Annotated in this window: 17 protein-coding genes; 8 read left to right on the top strand and 9 right to left on the bottom strand. The window is 65.2% G+C overall.

Annotated elements, in window-relative coordinates; all coding sequences use genetic code 11:
- Positions 1–20: 20 nt before the first annotated feature.
- Complete coding sequence (locus tag QQ658_RS12305; protein WP_286025128.1) at positions 21–1,253, top strand: neutral zinc metallopeptidase; 1,233 nt, start codon at positions 21–23, stop codon at positions 1,251–1,253.
- Here the strand turns inward: QQ658_RS12305 and ispF are convergent.
- Both ispF and ispD read right to left on the bottom strand, forming a co-directional pair.
- A complete protein-coding gene (ispF, locus tag QQ658_RS12310; RefSeq protein WP_286025129.1) occupies positions 1,246–1,719 on the bottom strand; it encodes a 2-C-methyl-D-erythritol 2,4-cyclodiphosphate synthase in 474 nt (157 codons plus the stop codon). The two genes, QQ658_RS12305 and ispF, sit on opposite strands and share 8 nt — an antisense overlap.
- Positions 1,716–2,462 (bottom strand): 2-C-methyl-D-erythritol 4-phosphate cytidylyltransferase, encoded by a 747-nt coding sequence (ispD, locus tag QQ658_RS12315; RefSeq protein ID WP_286025130.1) that lies wholly within the window; start codon positions 2,460–2,462, stop codon positions 1,716–1,718. Before ispD ends, ispF begins: the two co-directional genes overlap by 4 nt.
- 73 nt (positions 2,463–2,535) lie before the next feature.
- On the opposite strand from ispD, the gene QQ658_RS12320 reads away from it, so the two are divergent.
- From QQ658_RS12320 to QQ658_RS12330, 3 genes are all read left to right on the top strand, one after another.
- Positions 2,536–3,138 (top strand): hypothetical protein, encoded by a 603-nt coding sequence (locus QQ658_RS12320; protein WP_286025131.1) that lies wholly within the window; start codon positions 2,536–2,538, stop codon positions 3,136–3,138.
- 94 nt (positions 3,139–3,232) lie between these two features.
- The gene (locus QQ658_RS12325; RefSeq protein WP_286025132.1) at positions 3,233–3,925 is read left to right on the top strand and encodes a triose-phosphate isomerase; all 693 of its coding nucleotides are present in this window, start codon (positions 3,233–3,235) and stop codon (positions 3,923–3,925) included.
- 189 nt (positions 3,926–4,114) lie between these two features.
- Positions 4,115–4,486 (top strand): PTS glucitol/sorbitol transporter subunit IIA, encoded by a 372-nt coding sequence (locus tag QQ658_RS12330; RefSeq protein ID WP_286025133.1) that lies wholly within the window; start codon positions 4,115–4,117, stop codon positions 4,484–4,486.
- On the opposite strand, the gene QQ658_RS12335 is transcribed toward QQ658_RS12330, so the two are convergent.
- Together QQ658_RS12335 and QQ658_RS12340 are read right to left on the bottom strand one after the other, a co-directional pair.
- Positions 4,483–5,160, bottom strand: coding sequence for a response regulator (locus QQ658_RS12335; protein ID WP_286025134.1), 678 nt, complete (start codon positions 5,158–5,160; stop codon positions 4,483–4,485). The two genes, QQ658_RS12330 and QQ658_RS12335, sit on opposite strands and share 4 nt — an antisense overlap.
- Positions 5,161–5,163: 3 nt before the next feature.
- Positions 5,164–6,309: a sensor histidine kinase gene (locus QQ658_RS12340; protein ID WP_502928964.1), complete on the bottom strand. Its 1,146-nt coding sequence runs from the start codon at positions 6,307–6,309 to the stop codon at positions 5,164–5,166.
- Positions 6,310–6,629: 320 nt separating this feature from the next.
- On the opposite strand from QQ658_RS12340, the gene phoU reads away from it, so the two are divergent.
- The gene (gene phoU / locus QQ658_RS12345; RefSeq protein WP_286025136.1) at positions 6,630–7,295 is read left to right on the top strand and encodes a phosphate signaling complex protein PhoU; all 666 of its coding nucleotides are present in this window, start codon (positions 6,630–6,632) and stop codon (positions 7,293–7,295) included.
- 225 nt (positions 7,296–7,520) lie between these two features.
- Here phoU and QQ658_RS12350 read toward each other — a convergent pair whose 3' ends face one another.
- The 5 genes from QQ658_RS12350 to QQ658_RS12370 all read right to left on the bottom strand — a co-directional run bounded on the left by QQ658_RS12350 (position 7,521) and on the right by QQ658_RS12370 (position 14,044).
- The gene (locus QQ658_RS12350; RefSeq protein ID WP_286025137.1) at positions 7,521–8,513 is read right to left on the bottom strand and encodes a 1-phosphofructokinase family hexose kinase; all 993 of its coding nucleotides are present in this window, start codon (positions 8,511–8,513) and stop codon (positions 7,521–7,523) included.
- Between the two features lie 192 nt (positions 8,514–8,705).
- A complete protein-coding gene (locus QQ658_RS12355; protein ID WP_286025138.1) occupies positions 8,706–9,506 on the bottom strand; it encodes a DeoR/GlpR family DNA-binding transcription regulator in 801 nt (266 codons plus the stop codon).
- Positions 9,507–9,758: 252 nt separating this feature from the next.
- Positions 9,759–10,805 carry a zinc-dependent dehydrogenase gene (locus QQ658_RS12360; RefSeq protein WP_286025139.1) on the bottom strand — a complete coding sequence of 349 codons (1,047 nt, stop codon included), beginning with the start codon at positions 10,803–10,805 and terminating at the stop codon, positions 9,759–9,761.
- A gap of 4 nt (positions 10,806–10,809) precedes the next feature.
- Positions 10,810–12,879 (bottom strand): PTS mannitol transporter subunit IICBA, encoded by a 2,070-nt coding sequence (locus QQ658_RS12365; RefSeq protein ID WP_286025140.1) that lies wholly within the window; start codon positions 12,877–12,879, stop codon positions 10,810–10,812.
- A 415-nt stretch (positions 12,880–13,294) separates the two neighbouring features.
- The gene (locus tag QQ658_RS12370) at positions 13,295–14,044 is read right to left on the bottom strand and encodes a phosphoglyceromutase (RefSeq protein WP_286025141.1); all 750 of its coding nucleotides are present in this window, start codon (positions 14,042–14,044) and stop codon (positions 13,295–13,297) included.
- A gap of 384 nt (positions 14,045–14,428) precedes the next feature.
- On the opposite strand from QQ658_RS12370, the gene QQ658_RS12375 reads away from it, so the two are divergent.
- The 3 genes from QQ658_RS12375 (at position 14,429) to QQ658_RS12385 (ending at position 17,764) form a co-directional block, all read left to right on the top strand.
- Positions 14,429–15,559 (top strand): NlpC/P60 family protein, encoded by a 1,131-nt coding sequence (locus tag QQ658_RS12375; RefSeq protein ID WP_286025142.1) that lies wholly within the window; start codon positions 14,429–14,431, stop codon positions 15,557–15,559.
- 80 nt (positions 15,560–15,639) lie between these two features.
- Complete coding sequence (locus QQ658_RS12380) at positions 15,640–16,392, top strand: SDR family oxidoreductase (RefSeq protein ID WP_286025143.1); 753 nt, start codon at positions 15,640–15,642, stop codon at positions 16,390–16,392.
- A gap of 112 nt (positions 16,393–16,504) precedes the next feature.
- The gene (locus tag QQ658_RS12385) at positions 16,505–17,764 is read left to right on the top strand and encodes a hypothetical protein (RefSeq protein ID WP_286025144.1); all 1,260 of its coding nucleotides are present in this window, start codon (positions 16,505–16,507) and stop codon (positions 17,762–17,764) included.
- Positions 17,765–17,815 lie beyond the last annotated feature (51 nt).

Below are 17,815 nucleotides of genomic sequence, written 5' to 3' on the forward strand. Positions count from 1 at the left end.
GATGGCCTAGGGTTATGCCCGTGAGTCAATGGGGGCAGCAAAACCAAGGCAACCGGCCGAACACCGGCTTTGGCCCTTCTAATCAGTGGGGCGCACCGCGCCAGCCGGCGCAGCAGTGGGCGCCCGCTCCGCAGTGGAGCCCGCCGAGCAATCGGCCGCAGCAATGGTCTCCCGGCCAGCAGTGGGGCGCGCCGCGTCCGCAAGCAGGCTGGGCACCTCCGGCAGGTCCCGCATGGACGCCGAACAATGCCGGTTGGCAAGCCACACAGCAGCGTCCGCCGGCGAATTTCGGCTACAACATGGGCGTGCCGGGCGGACCGGCACCCCGCAAACGGGGCTCGTCGGTTCTCAAGCTGGTGCTCTTCGTGATCGGCGGGTTCGTGCTCGCGATGGTCGCCTTCAGCGTGTTCAGCCAGACCGATGATCCGGTTCAGAACCCGCCGGCCGAATACCAGAACGAGGATTATCAGGTTCCCGAGGTCGACACGAGTCCCCCGGAGATCCCGATGCCCGAGACCTACAGCGAGGCTCAGGAATGGCTCACCACCAACTCCATCTATGACCAGGGTGTCGCGGTTCCGGTGCGGTGCGAGGCGACCCCGATCGATCTGATGAACGCCTCACAGGCCGAACTCGAAAATCACTTGAACGAGTTCACCGGCTGCCTGATGCGCGTCTTCGGCCCCACCTTGGAGCAGGCCGGCTACCAGGCCGTGCGTCCGAGCGTCACCATCTACACGACGTCGGTGAACACCAAGTGCGGCGAGATGCCGATGCAAAATGCCGCCTACTGCGCCGCCGATCAGCAGGTCTACTACGCCGCCGACTTACCCGAGATCGTTCCGGCCGACTTGCAGGGTGTGAACTACGTCGTCGAGTCGGTCATCGCGCACGAATTCGGGCACGCGATTCAGGCCCGCACCGGAATCCTGATCTCCGAGGTCGCCTGGGAGCAGAACTCTGACGAAGCCACTGCCAACAATTTCTCGCGCCGCCTCGAGGTGCAGGCTGATTGCTTCGCCGGCGAGTTCATTCAGTCGGTCGGCTATTCGGTCGGCGTCGATGACACCAGCGCTCAGGAGCTCTCGGAGTTGTTCTACTCGATCGGCGACGATGTGCTCACCGGCGACCCGAACTATGATGGCAATCACGGGCACGGCGACACCCGGCAGGCCTGGTTCATGGCCGGCTACCAGAATTCGCTGCTGAGTTCGTGCAACACCTTCACTGTCGGGGACGCAGAGGTCAAATAGTTCGCTCGACCAACACGGACGCGATAGCGGCCAGCCCCTCGCCCCTGCCGGTGAACCCGAGGCCATCGGTGGTGGTGGCGCTCAGACTGGCATCCGCGTCCAGGGTTTGGGTCAGCAACTCCTCCGCCTCGGCGCGGCGGGCGGCCATCCTGGGACGGTTGCCGATCAGCTGCACCGATACATTGACGATCTGCCAGCCCGCCGCCTCGGCCCGGCGCTTGGTCTCGGCGAGAAACGCCACGCCGGACGCCCCGGCCCACTCGGGCTCGCTGGTGCCGAAATTGGAACCCATGTCACCCAGCTTGCAGGCCGATAACAGGGCGTCGCAGATGGCATGACAGACCACGTCACCGTCGGAATGCCCCGCCAGGCCGACGCTTTCGTCCGGGAAATGGAGCCCGGCCACCCACATCGGCACGCCTTCGGCAAACCGGTGGGTGTCGGTGCCGATACCGGTGCGGATCATGAGCCGAAGTGCCGGCGGATCCGGCGTCCGGAGTGATGTCCCAGGGTGTCTCGTACGTCCCACAGCGCCTGCGCGATGGTCAGGTCGGTAGGCTCGGTGACCTTCATCGAGAGCCGGGAGCCCTCGACCAGCGTGACTCGGTGGCCTGCCTGCTCGGCACACGACACGTCGTCGGTGAACGCTGCGCCGGAGGCAGCCATCTTCTCGTGGGCGGCGAGGATAAGTTTCAGCGGAAAACCCTGCGGGGTCTGAATCGCCCGCAGCTGAGAGCGGTCGATGATCGCCGAGGCGCCCTCGGCGTCCACCAGGCGCATCGAGTCGGCCACCTGGATCGCAGGGGCAACCGCCTCCGCTCCAGAACGGACGGCCTCGATGACCGAGGCGACGACCTTGGCCGGCACCATCGGACGCACCGCGTCGTGCACCAGCACGACTTCGGCCCCCGCCAGCTTGGCATCGTCGCGCACCGCCTTGAGCCCGTTATAGACGGACTCCTGCCGGGACGCCCCACCCAGCACCTGGGTGACCGGGATCGGTAGCGCGGCCAACTCGGGGCCGAGTTGCCTGGCCACCTGCTCGTTGAGCACGATCACCGCGTGAGTGCAGCCACCGGCCGCCATCGCTTCGATCGACATGACCATCAGAGTTCGGCCGGTCACCTTGAGGGCGGGTTTGGGGGTTCTGCCTCCGTACCGCAAGCCCAGTCCGGCGCCGACCACCACAGCTACTACCGGGGATGCCATAAGCAGAAGTCTGGCACAGTACAGCCGGTTCTCGCTGTGAGGCACAGCGATGCGCGACCCATAGGCTTGAGGCATGATTCCCTCCCGCACCGATGATCTCCGGTTCGCCGATTGGCTGGACAGCAGCGTGCCGGATGGCTTCGACGCCTACCGGAAGATCGTGCACGACGGTGACGATCTGTCGACCACGGCACTGGCCGAGCTCATCGCGTTGCTGAGATGCGTCACCCCGCCCCATCTACAACAGGAGGTGAGCTACGGCTTATGGGAAGGGCACTCAGGCATCTTTGGTGGCGGTATCACAGCCGACGGCTATCTCCGTCCCACAAGCGGGCTCGCGAGAGCGGTCAATGCTGCGGCGCAATTCGGATCGCAGATCACCGCTTTCCGAGACCGGCGCCGAGCCGATACGGCGTCCTGGATCGACACTCAATTGCATAGTCGATTGGAGCTATCGGCGCGTCGCTATCTATTGTTCCGCGGCCGGTTGGAGCCGGTGGTCCAGTGGTTCCGCGACACCGGACCGGTTGCCTTTCGCCGCTGTCCCGATCTGATCTGGCCCGATGATCACTCGTGGATCGTGACAGCCCCTCCTGAGCAGGGATTCACCGTGGTGGCAGGCGCCCGCGAACTCATCGACCTGCTCGATTCCGATCCGATGTTCGAGACCAATTGAGCCGGTCCGGCCGGCGCCAGGTTGCCGCGTCTGCTGGCCGGTGAAAGAATCGAGCCGTCACAACGAGCTGTGCCTATCGTCCATGGAGGATGCCATGACCACCCGAGTATTGGAACCGCCCTTCTTGATCTGTAACCCCAAGGCTTATCTGGGCAGCGCCGATACCCTCAAACTGGCCACCCTCACCGACGAGCTGGCCGGCGAGTTCGGTATCGACGTGCTGTTCACCGCCCAGCATGTCGACCTGCGGATGGTCAGCGAGCACACCAAGAACCTGACGATCACCGCCCAGCACATGGATCCGATCGTCAAGGGCCGTGGCATGGGGTTCATCCTGCCCGAATCGCTGGTGGAGGCCGGCGCCAAGGCGGTCGTGCTGAACCACGCCGAGCATCAGCTCACTCTCGACGTGCTGGACGCAACCATGCGGCGGGCCCGCGAGGTCGGGCTGGCCACCGTCGTCTGCGCCGATTCGGACGCCCAGTGCCGCGCGATCGCCACCATGGGTCCCGCCATGATGATCTGCGAGCCGACCGCCAATATCGGCACCGGCAAGATGGACGCGGGCGACTACGTGGCGCGCACCACCAAGATCGTCAAAGAGGTGAACCCGGAGATTCTGGTCATCCAGGCCGCGGGCGTCACCGACGGCCAAGATGTCGCGAACGCTCTCGCCCAGGGCGCGGACTCCTCGGGCGGTACCAGCGGAATCGTGCAGAATCCTGACTGGCGCCAGGTGCTCACCGAGATGTTCACCGCGATCGCCGAGCACAAAAAGAACGCGTAAACAACTAACGCACGCGGCCACCGCGCGGGCCGCGGCCTCAACTCAACCCGGCCGTCCGCCGACGACACCGTCGATAGCGAGCGGAGTAGCGGGGATTGGTTCGAGCGGTGCGAACGGCATGTTGTGCGGATACACTCCTCACTCAGTGGCACCGGGTTCGGACCGACACATGACCGACAGGAGAGATGTATGTCCACACCACTTTGGAGTTCCACTATCACCCGAGTGGGCATCGACGCCGTCGAGATCGTCCGCTCGGGTGTGTTGATCCTGTTCGGTGAGCCGGTACCTGAGGCGCTCGCCGATGTCAGTGTCGTGCACGATCGTGCCACCGGTCTTTCGCGTCCGCTGCGGGCTGGTGACCAGTTCAGCTTCGCCGGCCAGACCTACGTGCTGGACGAGGTCGGTGGCCGGGCCAGTGACAATCTCACCGAACTTGGTCACGTGGTGATCTACATCGACCAACCCGATCAGTCGCTCCTGCCCGGAGCCATCAAGGCATCCGGGCCCACGCCCGTAATTCCCGAGCCGGGCAGCCAGATCAGTTTCAGCGAGGTTTAGCCCGCAAACTTGTAGCCCAGCCCCCGTACCGTCTGCAGTTTCACCGGATGGGCGGGATCGTCCTCGATCTTGGCGCGGATACGTTTGACATGCACGTCCAGGGTTTTGGTGTCGCCCACATAGTCGGCGCCCCAGACTCGGTCGATCAGCTGCCCGCGGGTCATCACCCGCCCGGCATTGCGCATCAGCAGTTCGAGCAACTCGAACTCCTTGAGCGCCAGCCGCACCTGCCCGCCGCCCGTGGTCACCTCGTGGCGTTCGACGTCCATCCGCACGCCGCTCACCTCGAGCACCTCGGAGAACGGCTCAGTGTCGTAACCGCGGCGCAGCACCGCCCGGATGCGGGCCACCAACTCGCGATGGCTGAACGGTTTGGTGACGTAGTCGTCGGCCCCCAGTTCCAGGCCGACCACCTTGTCGATCTCGGAATCGCGGGCTGTCACCATGATCACCGGCACATTGCCCCGCACCCGGAGTTGCCGGCAGGCTTCGATGCCGCCCATGCCCGGCATCATCAGGTCGAGCAGCACCAGATCTGCGCCGCCTCGGTCGTATTCGGCCAGGCCGGCTTCGCCATCGGCTGCCTCCGCGACCTCGAATCCCTCGCGTTGCAGCATGTAGCCGACGGCATCGCGATAGGACGCCTCGTCGTCCACGATCAGAATGCGGGTCACTGGTTACCTCTCATCTTGGTAGGCGGGCAGCCGGAGAGTGAAGGTCGACCCCTGGCCCGGCTTGCTCCACACGTTCACCGAACCACCATGCGCCCCCGCGGTGTGTTTCACGATGGCCAGGCCCAGCCCGGTGCCGCCCTCGGCCCGGCCGCGCGCGTAGTCCACGCGGTAGAACCGCTCGAAGATCCGGTCTTGTTCGTCCGGGGCTATGCCGATGCCGTTATCAGAGACCGCGATCTCGACGAAATCATCGTCGTCGTCCACAGGTCGCCTGGTGGTGACAGACACCCGCGCACCCAGATCCGAATAATTGATCGCATTTTGAATCAGGTTCACCACGGCGGTGGTCAGCTGATGTTCATCGCCCAACACCGTCAGGCCGGGCGCGATGGCTGCGTTCAGCTGCACCGACCGGGCCAGCGCCTGCTCCCGGCACTGGTCGACGGCGGCCCTGGCGACATCGTCCACCGATACCACCGATGGCTGCAGCATCGGATCGTCCGATTGCAGCCTCGACAGCTCGATGATCTGCGCAATGAGCTCGCTCAACCGGTCGGTCTCGGTAATCAGCCGGGCAGAAAAACGCCGCACGGCCTCGGGGTCGTCGTAGGCCCCCTCAAGCGCCTCGGCCAGCACCCTGATCGCCCCGACCGGGGTCTTCAACTCGTGGCTCACGTTGCCGACGAAGTCGCGTTTGATCTCGTCGGTGCGCACCTGCGCCGACCGGTCGTCCGCAATCGCCAGAACCAGGCCGTCGCCGAGCGCCACGATGCGCACCGCCAGCTCGACCACCGGCATGCCGAGCTCGCGGCGTCCCTTGAGCGCGGACCCCATGCCCTGACCCGATCGCCGTGCCTGCCGGACCAGGTCGAGCAGTTCTTCTGGGACGATGCGGGAGCCGCGCACCAGACCGAGAGTGCGCGCGCGGGGGTTCGACATCAGTACCTCGTCGTAGGGCCCGACCACCAGTGCTGCCGATCGCAACAAGCCGATGGTCGCCTCCAACTGGCCGCTGACTTCCGGTGTTCGTTCCGCAAGGTCGGCTTGGGTGGCGCGCGAAAGTACCCGCAGCCAACGCAGCACCGGCATCGCGGCCAAGCCGATGGCCAGGCCCAGCACGACAGCCAGTACAACCTCCACGTCTTCGATCATGCCAGAGATGTCCAGTGCCGTGTTCGGCCGACCGGACGATCCATATCTGCTAGCGGACCTGCTATTTCTTGCGCGTGAAATGTCATTTCGGGAGTGCGGCCGGCGACGCAACGACGCAATGTTCATCCGGAGTTCACCAACGCGCCAAGTCGATGAGGCATCCTTGGTGCAGAGCGGGCCACCATCAAGCCCGCGCCTCGCGCCGCTCGGCCCACCGGACTCGACTAGAGTCACGCGAGTGAGCAAGTGAGAGCGCCGGAGCCCGATTGAACTGTTCAGGCTTGACCCGGAATCGGGCATGAGAAGAGAGGTATCCAGTGCGCAAGATCTATCAAAGCGACCTTGAGAGCGTCGTGAACGAACTGGTCGTGATTTCCGATTCGGTACAGATTGCCGTTCGGGACGCCACCCGGGCGCTTCTGGAGGCCGACCTGCAGTTGGCCGAGCGGGTGATCAGCGGCGACTCCCGGATTGATGCCATGCACGATGAACTCGAGATGCGTGCCTTCACCATTTTGGCTCGCCAGGCCCCGGTCGCCGGCGAATTGCGCACCCTGGTCGCGGTGATTCAGATGGACGCGGCGCTGGGCCGGATGGGCGACCTCGCGGCGCACGTCGCCAAGATCGCCCGGCTGCGCTATCCCGAGCACGCGGTGCCCGAGCCGCTGCGGGAGAACTTCAAGCAGATGTCGCGGGTCGCCCAAGAGATGGTGGGCAACGCCGGCCGAGTGCTTGCCGAGCGCGATCTCGAAGAGGCCAAGAAACTCGCCGAAGACGACGAGGTGATGGACGATCTGCGCAGCGAGCAGTTCCGGGTCATCCTCGGCGACGACTGGACCGACGGTGTGGAGAGCGCGGTCGATGTCGCACTGCTCGGGCGTTACTACGAGCGCATCGCCGACCACGCCGTCTCGATGGGCCGGCGCATCATCTACATCATCACCGGCGACTTCCCCGAAGGCGAGAACTGGCCGTCCACGTAGACCGAACTGCTCGCCGTCCGTCGTGAACGCTCGTCGTCCGCCAGAATGTGCTCCACAAACGCCCACCGCGCTGCATAACGCTCGCCATAAGGGAGTTTGCTGCTGTTGCAACAGCAGCAAACTCCCTTTGGGTAGGCGATATGCACGATGGCGAGCGTCCAAGAATTACGGCGAGCGATATCGCGGAGTCCCGGCGGGCCCGACCAGTCGGGGCGCTCGGGACGATCACCGCAGCCGAGTGCAGACCACCTCGCCGGCCGGCAGATCGTCCGGACGCGGCAGGGTGGTGCCGGGCAACGAGGCAGCCGCCGACCCGTAGCCGATGGCGCTGGCCAGGCATTCGGACGCTGACTTGCCCGCGACATCGGCCAGGATGAACCCGGCCACCGATGAATCGCCTGCGCCGACGGTGCTGGCCACCGTGATCTTCGGGGCGGACGCGTACCAGGCGCCCTCGGCATTCACCAGCACCGCACCCGAGCCGCCGAGCGTCACCAGCACGTTGGCGATGCCCCTGGCGTGCAGGCCGGCCGCGGCCGCCACGATCTCATCGAGTTGGCCGGTCTTGGCCTGCTGCTCGAATGCCGCCGCGTCTCCCCCGGTCAGCTGGGCCAGTTCGTCCGAATTCGGTTTGATCAGGTCGAACGATCCCTTGGGCAGCCCGGCCAGCACTGCGTCGAGGCTGGCATCCGAGGTGTCGACGGCGATCTTGGCGCCGGTATCGTGCAGCCCGTCGACCAGCCGCGCATACCAATCCACCGGCGCTCCGGGCGGCAGCGAGCCCGACAGCGCCACCCAGTTGGCACCCTCGGCGGCGTCCATCAACAGCAGGGACGCCTCGGCCACCTGCTGGGCGGTCAGCCGGGGGCCCGGCCCGTTCAGTTTGGTGGTGACGCCGCTCGGTTCGGTGACCGTCGTGTTGCCCCGCACATGCTGGCCGGGCGCCAGCTGGATGCCCCTGATCGGCAGCGGCTCGGCGGCGCGGGCGGCCAGCATGCTGAACTGTTCGTCCAGCCCGGCACACACCGCCAGCACCGGGCGTCCGGACGCGGCGACCACACGGGCGACGTTGATGCCCTTGCCTGCGGCCTGTTCGGTGATGGATACCGCGCGCTGCACCTCACCGCGCAACAGCTCGTCGTCGAGCGCGATGGTGCGGTCCAGGCTGGGGTTGGCGGTGAAAGTGACGACCAACGGGGCGGGCTGCGGTTCAGTCATCTTCGGGACCCTTTCATGAATGATGTCGAATAATCATGCCGCAAAACGAAGCACGGCGATGCGTCAATCAGGTGCCTGACGCCGGTTGAATGCCGCAGTAGCAACAGAGCGGGCACATCGTCGCGGACGAACACTCGATCCGATTCGCCGGAATCGACCCGGCCTGGCGCAGCGGCTGTGCGCACCGCGCGGTCATCCTGCCCGTGCCGGTGACAGCGATTGCGATCCGGCAACCTCCACCCGCAGCCCCGCGGCTCGCAGCACCTGGGCAGCCTCCCCGGGCAGCGCGGCATCGGTGACCAGCGCAGTCACCGCGTCCAGACCCGCGAACCGGACGAGGTAGTCGATGCCCCATTTGGACGAATCGGCCAGCACGTAAACCTCGTTGGCGGCCTGCACCATCGCCCGTTTGATCGCCGCCTCACTGGGATCAGGCGTGGAGAAGCCGTGATCGGTGGAGAACCCGTTGGACCCCACGAAAGCCACGTCGACCCGCAGGCTCTCCAATGCCTCGACGGTCTGGGCGCCGACGGTTGCCTGAGTGATGCCGCGCACCTGGCCGCCCAGCAGCGTGACGTCCAAGCCCGGGCGCATCGACAGCGTGCCCGCCGACGGCACCGAGTTGGTGATCACCAGGGAGACCTGATCGGGAAGCAGTTCACACAGCTGGCCGGTCGTGGTGCCGGCGTCCAGCAGGACGGTCAGCGACTCCGTGTGGGGCAGCAACTCGACCGCCTTGGCTGCGATGGCCAGCTTCTCGCGTGGCGCCGCCTCGGCCCTGGTGCCCAGCGACGCTTCGGCCAACCGCAGCTTCCCGGCCGGCACCGCCCCGCCGTGCACCCGGCTGAGCAGGCCTTGCGCCGACAGCGCGTCCAGATCCCGGCGGATCGTCTCGGGAGTGACATCGAAGCGATCGGCGAGTTCGGCGACGGAGACGCGTCCGATATTGCGGGCACGCGAGACGATCTCTTGCTGTCGTTCTTGCGCGTACATTCGGGGCTCCCTTCGTCCAGCGCCAAACTATCGGATCTGCCGTTTCCGGAATGCATCGCCGCCGCCAGATTTGGCGAGAGTGGTTTGATTGCCGACGCTCGCCGGGAAAAGATGCGGCTCGCTTTCCGGCAATCAAAACCTCCGTCGTGGGCAGAATCAGCCGAGCCGGCCGCTGCCGAAATGGATCTTGGCTTGCGGCGTAACACAAGCCATCGTCCATTTCGGCAGCCACCTTGGTTTCGTCGATCGGGCTCAGGGCTCGACGGTGACCTTGATCGCCTCGCCCTTGGCCACGATGTCGAACGCCTGCAGCGCATCTTCCAGCGGGATATGCCGGGTGATCAGGTCCTTCACCGGCACCTGACCGGACGCGATGTACTGCAGGGCCCGCTTGTTGTGGGCGGGTGCCGAACCGTTCGCGCCGTGGATGTGCAGCTGGCGGTAGTGCACCAGGTTCGAGTCGCAGGTGATCGTCGGATTGTTCTTGGGCAGCCCCCCGAAGAACGAGATCCGGCCGTTGCGGGCGGCCATCGCGAGCGCCTGCTCCTGAGTGATGTTCGCCGGGGTGGCGGTGATCACCACATCGGCGCCGCGGCCACCGGTCATCTTCATGACCTCTTCGACGACATCGACCTTGGACGAGTCGATGATGTGGTCGGGGTGCACGGCGTCCGCCGACATCTCGAGCCGCTCACCGTTGATGTCGACCATCACGATGGTTCCGGCCTTGTGCACGCCACGGGCGATGCGGGTGTGGATGCAGCCGATCGGGCCGGCACCGAAGACCACCACGAAATCGCCTTCTTCGATGCCCAACTGCTCCTGAGCGTTGATCGCGCAGGCGAAGGGTTCGGCAGCCGAGGCCTCGTCATAGCCCACTCCATCCGGAATGTGGTTGAGACCGTCGACCTTCAGCACCTGCTCCGGCACGATCATGTAATCGGCGAAGCCACCATCGTATTGATAGCCGACCGAGGTCTGGTTCTCGCAGACCTCCATCCAGCCCTTCTTGCACTCGTGGCATTCACCGCACGGCACGGCGGCGATCGACTGGACGCGGTCGCCCACCTTGAAGTCGCCCAGTGCCTCGGCGCCGACCTCGACGACCTCACCGGCGACCTCGTGGCCCATCGTGGTGACCCGGGTGATGTTGACGTGCCCGTTGTTGCGGATCTTCACGTCGGTGCCGCAGGTCGAACAGTTCTTGACCTTGATCTTCACCTCTTTGGGGCCACAGACCGGCTCCGGAACGTCCTCGATGCGCACGTCTCCCGGCGCGTAGAACCGCACTGCCTTCATGATTTCACTCCTCGTTTTCTGGGGTCAGCAGGTCGATGACCTCGTCTACATCGGTTGCGGCGCGCAGCCGCTCGGCCTTGGCCGGATCCGCCAGCGTGGTGGCCAGGGCCGCCAGCACGCCGACATGTTCGTCGCTGTTGGACGCGATGGGAATCACCAGGTTGGCGGGCTTGCCGTCCCAGTCGATGCCATCGGGGAATTGCAGGAAGCCGAGCGCGGCGTGCTTCACGTGCGCGCGGGCGGCGTTGGTGCCGTGCGGAATCGCGATGCCCTCCCCCAGCAGGGTGGAGATCTCGGATTCGCGGTCGATCATGCCCTCAATGTATTGCGGATCGGCCGCTCCATTGTCGACGAGCACCTGACCGGCCTGCCGGATCGCCTCTTCTTTGGAGACCGAGGCCAATCCGAGCCGCACGTTCTCCCGGGGCAGGACGCCGGCCGCCAGCGTGTAGGTCTTGCGCTTGCGGGCGACCGGCTGCGAGGTGGTGGGCTCTTCGGTGACCTCGACATCGACGACATGCTCGGGAATGTCTTCGGCTGCTGCGGACGACGGGCTTGCCGCAGTGGCGGTTCCCCGTCCGGCTCCGGCGGCTACGGCCGCGCCGACGGGTTCTCCGCTGATGCCGGTGGCGGTGAGCCTGCGTCCGTCGCGGATGGCCTCTTCGACCCGGGTGAAGGCCGGATCGCCCATGTAGTTGCTGAACGGCACGACCAGTGAATTCGGTGCGGTCTTGATGGCTCGCGCCGCCAAACCTTCGTGCGTGAGCACGACCTGGGCGTCCGCCGGTATCTGATCGACCGGGGTGTGAGCCACTTCGATGCCGTAGGGCGCCAGCTTCTTCTTCATCTGGCTGGCGACCATCACCGAGGACCCCATGCCGGCGTCGCAGGCGATGATGACCTTGCTGACATCACTGCCCAGCACGGACGCAGTACTGCCGCCCGCTTCCGCTTCTGCGACGGCCTGCCCGGCGGCGTCCGCCTGCCGGCCTTCGGCCTCGAGCTCAGCCGCCTCGTCCTTCTTCTTGTCACCGCGAATCAGTAGATAGGCGACCGCGAATGAGACGGCTGTGGCGACCAGGAACATGACGATCATCGGAAGGTAGCCGCCGCGCGGGGTCATGATGAACCAGGCGAGAATCGAACCGGGAGATGCCGGGCCGACCAGGCCGGCGCCGAGCAGGCCACCGACGAACAATCCGCTCATGGCTCCGGCGATGGTGGCCAGGATGGTCTTGGGCTTCATCAGCACATACGGGAAGAAGATCTCGTGGATGCCACCGAACAGGTGAATGATGACGGCACCCGGAACCGACTGCCGGACCTTCTTGGTGCCGGCCACCCAGAACGCCAGCAGCAGGCCGAGGCCCGGGCCGGGGTTCGACTCCACCATGAAGAGAATGGAGCTGCCGGCCGCCTTCGCCTGCTCGATGCCGAGCGGAGTGAGAATGCCGTGGTTGATGGCGTTGTTGAGGAAGAGCACCTTCGCGGGCTCGACGATAACCGAGGCCAGCGGCAACAGATGATTGTTGACCAGCCAGCCGACACCCGAAGCCAGCACGGCCATCAGGGTTCCGACGACCGGACCGATGCCCAGGCCGCCGAGAATGGCCAGGATCATGCCGAGAATGCCGAGCGAGAAATTGTCGATCAACATCTCGAAGCCCGACGGAATGTGGCCTTCAAGGGCATTGTCAAGCTTCTTGAGCAGCCAGGCGGCCAGTGGGCCCATGATCATCGCGCCAAGGAACATCGGCACGTCCGAGCCGATCACGACGCCCATCGTGGCGACCGCGCCGATCACCGCGCCGCGGGTACCGTGCACCGTCTTGCCGCCGGTATAGCCGATCAGCAGCGGCAGCAGGTATTTGATCATGGGATCGACCAGGGTGGCCAACTTCTCGTTGGGTATCCATCCGGTCTCGATAAACAGCGCGGTGATCAGGCCCCAGGCGATGAACGCCCCGATGTTGGGCATGATCATGCCGGCGAGGAACCCGCCGAATTTTTGAATCCGGGCTCTCGCGCCCGGTCCTTCCAAGTTCTTGTTGACTCTCGCGTCAGGAAGTGACATGTCGACCTCCGTGTCGTTGCAGGGACGCTGCAACGCGTCCGTTGTGAACTCTGCTGTCCACGCGACCATGATGCAACACAAACAAACACGAAGTCAACATTTTCTGGTCATGCGGTCGTTGCTTTTTGTTGTTTTAGCTTTGTTTCACCATCTACTGGTCGGCCTGCACATGCTCTTCGATGACGTCCGCAGGCCGCTCATACTGCCCGTGCCGTTGACCGAAAATAGATCGCCAGGAGGGTGGACAGCGGAGATACCGATCGTCAGCGATTAGGGAGCCGGACGAACAGAACGGGGCCGGATCCACCCTCGCAGATGAATCCAGCCCCGTTTCTTCGAGCGCTGCCAAGTCAATTTGGCATCAATGTGACCACTGACCGGCGCGCTCACATTGCACTCCGGCGTCAGCTTTGAGCTACTTCTTGCCCTGGCTCGCGACGGCCTTCTGGCCCGCCTCAGCGGCCTCGGGGTCGAGGTAGCGTCCGCCTCTGGTGACCGGCTCGAAGTTGTCGTCCAGCTCATAGAACAGCGGAATGCCGGTCGGAATGTTGAGCCCGGCGATGTCTTCGTCCGAGATCTGGTCGAGGTGCTTGACCAGCGCCCGCAGCGAATTGCCGTGCGCAGCCACCAGCACCGTCTTGCCCTCGGCCAGGTCGGGCTTGATGGACGACTCCCAGTACGGCAGCATGCGGGCCACGACATCCTTGAGGCACTCGGTGCGCGGACGCTCGGCCTCGGGGATGTCGGCATAGCGCAGATCATGGAACTGCGAGTATTCGGCATCCTCGTCGAGGTTTGGCGGCGGCACGTCGTAGCTGCGGCGCCACTGCATGAACTGGGTCTCGCCGTACTTTTCCAAGGTGTCGGCCTTGTTCAGGCCCTGCAGCGCACCGTAATGGCGCTCGTTGAGCCGCCAGGAGCGTTCCACCGGAATCCAGTGCCGGTCGCAGTTGTCGAGGGCGAGGTAGGCGGTGTGGATCGCGCGGCGCAGCAACGAGGTGTGCAGCTTGTCGGGCAGCAGGGCCTGCTCGGCCAGCAACTCGCCGCCGTGCTTGGCCTCCGCGACGCCCTTCTCTGACAGATCGACATCCACCCAGCCGGTGAACAGGTTGAGGGAGTTCCATTCGCTCTCGCCGTGGCGGAGCAGGATGAGCTTGTAGGTCATGGGCACATTCTAAAGGCGCGTCCCCCGCCGTGAACCAGAGCAGACACGAATCGATGTGGCGATCTGCGCTCTGCGCTTCTGATCTCCGTTTCTCAGGATTAGCCAAGGGAGTCCGATCACTGTCAGGTGGCCCGGACGACAGCGAGAACGGCAACCTGAGAGGCGGTCGGCGTCCTGAGTATTTTTTCCTAACCTCGCTTTGACTAGGACGATCACCGAGGCGCGATGATGCGCTGGCAATAAAAGGCCACCCCAGTTTGCGGTTCTTGAGAAGGACTCTTAAGATTCTTTAAGAAACCGAGGGGTTCTCTCAGTTTCACCGAAGGATCAATCAAGCGTGATGGGTTGCGCAAACAACCCGAAGTTGGGTTGCTGAGGAAGAGAATGGCTGCTAGGGCACTACCACTGGACGCATGCGACCAGATTGTCGGCGATGATGATTCGCTGTCCTATCTGGCGACACATTCCCAGACGTACACCCCGACACGTTCGCTGGCTTACACGGCCACCCGTTCCATGCCTTATGCGCAGCACACCGCAGGCGGTGCCGCTCGCAGGGCGTTGGTAGAACCGGCCGATGAGGTCACGATCGACGTCTTCGCAACCCCCGAGCGATGTGGGGCCAAGCGGGCGATGGATCCGGCCACCGCAGCCAGGAACGCCGTCCTGGTGGCCGCTATCGCCGGCCCGGTGGCCGCTGCCGCCCAGGCGATGCGCGCCGAGCTGCCCGCCGATCCCGAAGCCGAGATCCCCACCGAGTCTCTCGACACCACCGCGATTCTCACTGTCGGCTCGACTCCGGCACCCGAGTCCAACGCCTTCGTCGCCCGTAAGGTCCGCCGCCGTAAGGGCGCCATGGGCGTGGTCGGGCTTGCCGCCGCAGTCGCCTTCACCGGCGTCGGGATGTCGGTTCAGGCGGTCTCCGCGAATGACTCGGTTCCCTCCACGAGCGGCCTCTTCGCGGCCAACGCCGACGCCGACCAGGCCGTCAGCGTCCGGGTCGATTCGGTCAGCCGCGATACCGAGCGTCCAGAACTCAGCAACGAGTTCGCGGCCGGCGAACCGCTGATGTCGCTGACCGCCAAACCGGCGATCGAGGGAGTGACCGCTCCGGGTCAGCTGGCCCCCAACACTCCCGCCCAGGCGATGGAGACCGCCAAATCGATGGTCGGCGACCAGAACTACGGCAACATGTGCCTCGCCCTGGTGTCGGCCTTCTACGGCTACTCCAGCGCCGGCATCGCCAGCGCCCAGGACGCCGCCGGAGTCATCTCCGCGGCCGGCATGATGCACACCGATATGGAAGACATCCCGGTCGGCGCACTCATCTGGTACGACGGCCTGCCCAGCGGCAACCCCTACGGGCACGTCGCCATGTATGCCGGTGACGGCCAGATCTACAGCAACGGCGCATCCACCGGAGTCGGCACCATGTCGATCAACACGCCTGCCGACGACTGGCACGAGCCGATCATCGGATGGTCCGCCGTCTGGCTGCCGGGCGCCACCAAGTAGCCTCCAGCGCGTCGGTGGGAAGGCCTCGCGATAGCCGGGTCCGAGCGCGTCGCCTGGGCACCGATGCCAGAATTGGCCACATGACTACATCCACAGATGACCGGAAGATCGCTGTCGTTACGGGCGCATCCAGCGGCATCGGGGCCGCGAGCGCCAGGGCTCTGGCCGGTGAGGGCTTCACAGTCTTCTGCGCTGCGCGGCGCATTGATCGTCTCACCGAACTCGCGGACGAGATCGGTGGCGTGGCCATCGCCTGCGATGTCACCGACCAGGCTCAGGTCGACGCTCTCGCCGAAGCCGTCGGGCCGCGCTGCGACGTGCTGCTGAACAATGCGGGAGGCGCCTTCGGGCAGGATCCCATCGAGACGGCCGATGTTGCCGACTGGGAGCAGATGTACCAGATCAACGTCGCCGGTTCGCTACGCGTCACTCAAGCGCTGTTGGGCGCCATCGAGCAGGCGCACGGCGCGGTCATCTTCATCACCTCCACCGCCGCCGAGACGGCCTACGAGGGTGGCGCGGGCTACTGCGGGGCGAAATCTGCCGAGCGCTCGATGGCGGGATCCTTGCGCCTGGAGCTGGCCGGGCGTCCGGTCAGGGTGTGCGAGATCAGCCCCGGCATGGTGCGGACCGACGAGTTCTCGCTGGTACGTTTCGAGGGCGATCAGGCCAAGGCGGACGCCGTCTATGCCGGGGTCGACCAGCCGCTGGTCGCCGAGGACATCGCCGAATGCGTGCGCTGGATCGCCACCTTGTCCGAATACGTGAACATCGATCGCCTGGTGATCAGGCCGAGGGCCCAGGCGTCCAACTGGAAGGTCGCGAGGAGCTAGCAGGCCGAGCGAATGCCCGGGACGAAGCCGACGGCTTCTTGCACCTTGCAGCAGTCATACTGAGACAGCTTCACTAGTGCAGGCTTCTACTGAGCCGCAATCGTCAAGGATCGTGATGCAGAAAACTATGAGCGGATCTCGCTCTCCGACGAAACGCTGGCTGACGGTCTTAGCCGTCATCTTGTTGGTGATCGGCGTCTCGGGTTGGTGGCATCTGCTCAGTGCACGGCTCAGTTCGCCCTATTCGCCCGGACGAGAGGCGGCGCATGTGCGCACGCTCGCCCGCGAGTTGGACGACGGCGCAGGCGCCGATATGCAGGCCTATTTTCCCGAGGGTGAGTTCTTCACCTGGGTGCTGACCGGGCTGTCCGCGGGCAGGCTCGCCGCTGATGGCGAGAACGTCGATCAGAATATGGCTGTCGTCACTGCTGCGGTCGCGGCGACTGGCCGCGACGAGGTGGCCGAGCGGTTCGGTGACGACCACCGAGGGGTGCCGCACGGCGCGTTCTATCACGGCTGGCGGTTGCTGTTGCTCGTCCAGCAGGCGGCGGTGACCGGTGATGACGGTCAACTGGCCGAGGTACACGATGAGGCCGCTCAACTGCTCGAGGCCTTGGACGCGCCGGGCGAGCCCCCGCTCACCTCCTATCCCGGGCAGGCCTGGCCATGCGACCTCGTGGCGGCCTGGGCCGCGGTGCATCAGGCCGACCGGCTGACTCCCATCGACGGGCTGGACGAAGCCACCGACAGGCTGCTCGCCCAGATCGACGACTGGCGCGATCCGGCAACCGGGCTCATCGGCCACGCCTTCACTACGACCGACGGCAGTTCGGTATCGGGACCGCGCGGAAGTTCGCAGGCGATCATCAATACCTACCTGCGCGACATCGACCCCGGCCTGGCCGAGGCAGAGTGGGCGAGCTTCACTCAACAGTTCGTGACGCGTGAATTCGTGTTGATGGGCGTACGTGAATACCCGGCCTCCGATGGCGATAAGCCGGGTGATGTCGATTCGGGTCCGCTGATCGCCGGTGTCTCGCTTTCGGCCTCCGCGGTGACGCTCGGGGCCGCGCAGGCCAATGGCGACATCGCGCTGGCAACCCGCCTCAACCAGGAGGCCGAGCTCCTCGGTCTGCCGCTGCCCTGGCGGGGCGTCCGCGGTCTCGACGGCCGCGCCTTCGCATTCGGAGTGCTGCCGGTCGGTGATGCCTTCGTCACCGCAGCCCGGACGCAGCCCTATGGCGCAGCGGTCGACTTCGTCCGGTCGAACACGCCGGGAATTCTCTGGTGGCCCTGGTTCACCGTGGCCAGCATCCCTGCGCTGCTGGGCGTCTGGCTTCTCGTCCGGAGCCGCAGGAGGAGGAACCCGTAAGCGCCTTCAACCCGGCCGGTGCTCTAATTGGCGTAAACCTGAATCTGCCGG

The sequence above is a fragment of the Propionimicrobium sp. PCR01-08-3 genome, assembly GCF_030286045.1.
GTDB lineage: Bacteria > Actinomycetota > Actinomycetes > Propionibacteriales > Propionibacteriaceae > Brooklawnia.

Excerpts from the sequence above, each read along its gene's own strand:
- ispF (WP_286025129.1), bottom strand. The coding sequence starts at position 1,719 with ATGATCCGCACCGGTATCGGCACCGACACCCACCGGTTTGCCGAAGGC.
- ispD (WP_286025130.1), bottom strand. The coding sequence starts at position 2,462 with ATGGCATCCCCGGTAGTAGCTGTGGTGGTCGGCGCCGGACTGGGCTTG.
- QQ658_RS12320 (WP_286025131.1), top strand. The coding sequence starts at position 2,536 with ATGATTCCCTCCCGCACCGATGATCTCCGGTTCGCCGATTGGCTGGAC.
- QQ658_RS12325 (WP_286025132.1), top strand. The coding sequence starts at position 3,233 with ATGACCACCCGAGTATTGGAACCGCCCTTCTTGATCTGTAACCCCAAG.
- QQ658_RS12330 (WP_286025133.1), top strand. The coding sequence starts at position 4,115 with ATGTCCACACCACTTTGGAGTTCCACTATCACCCGAGTGGGCATCGAC.
- QQ658_RS12350 (WP_286025137.1), bottom strand. The coding sequence starts at position 8,513 with ATGACTGAACCGCAGCCCGCCCCGTTGGTCGTCACTTTCACCGCCAAC.
- QQ658_RS12355 (WP_286025138.1), bottom strand. The coding sequence starts at position 9,506 with ATGTACGCGCAAGAACGACAGCAAGAGATCGTCTCGCGTGCCCGCAAT.
- QQ658_RS12360 (WP_286025139.1), bottom strand. The coding sequence starts at position 10,805 with ATGAAGGCAGTGCGGTTCTACGCGCCGGGAGACGTGCGCATCGAGGAC.
- QQ658_RS12365 (WP_286025140.1), bottom strand. The coding sequence starts at position 12,879 with ATGTCACTTCCTGACGCGAGAGTCAACAAGAACTTGGAAGGACCGGGC.
- QQ658_RS12370 (WP_286025141.1), bottom strand. The coding sequence starts at position 14,044 with ATGACCTACAAGCTCATCCTGCTCCGCCACGGCGAGAGCGAATGGAAC.
- QQ658_RS12375 (WP_286025142.1), top strand. The coding sequence starts at position 14,429 with ATGGCTGCTAGGGCACTACCACTGGACGCATGCGACCAGATTGTCGGC.
- QQ658_RS12380 (WP_286025143.1), top strand. The coding sequence starts at position 15,640 with ATGACTACATCCACAGATGACCGGAAGATCGCTGTCGTTACGGGCGCA.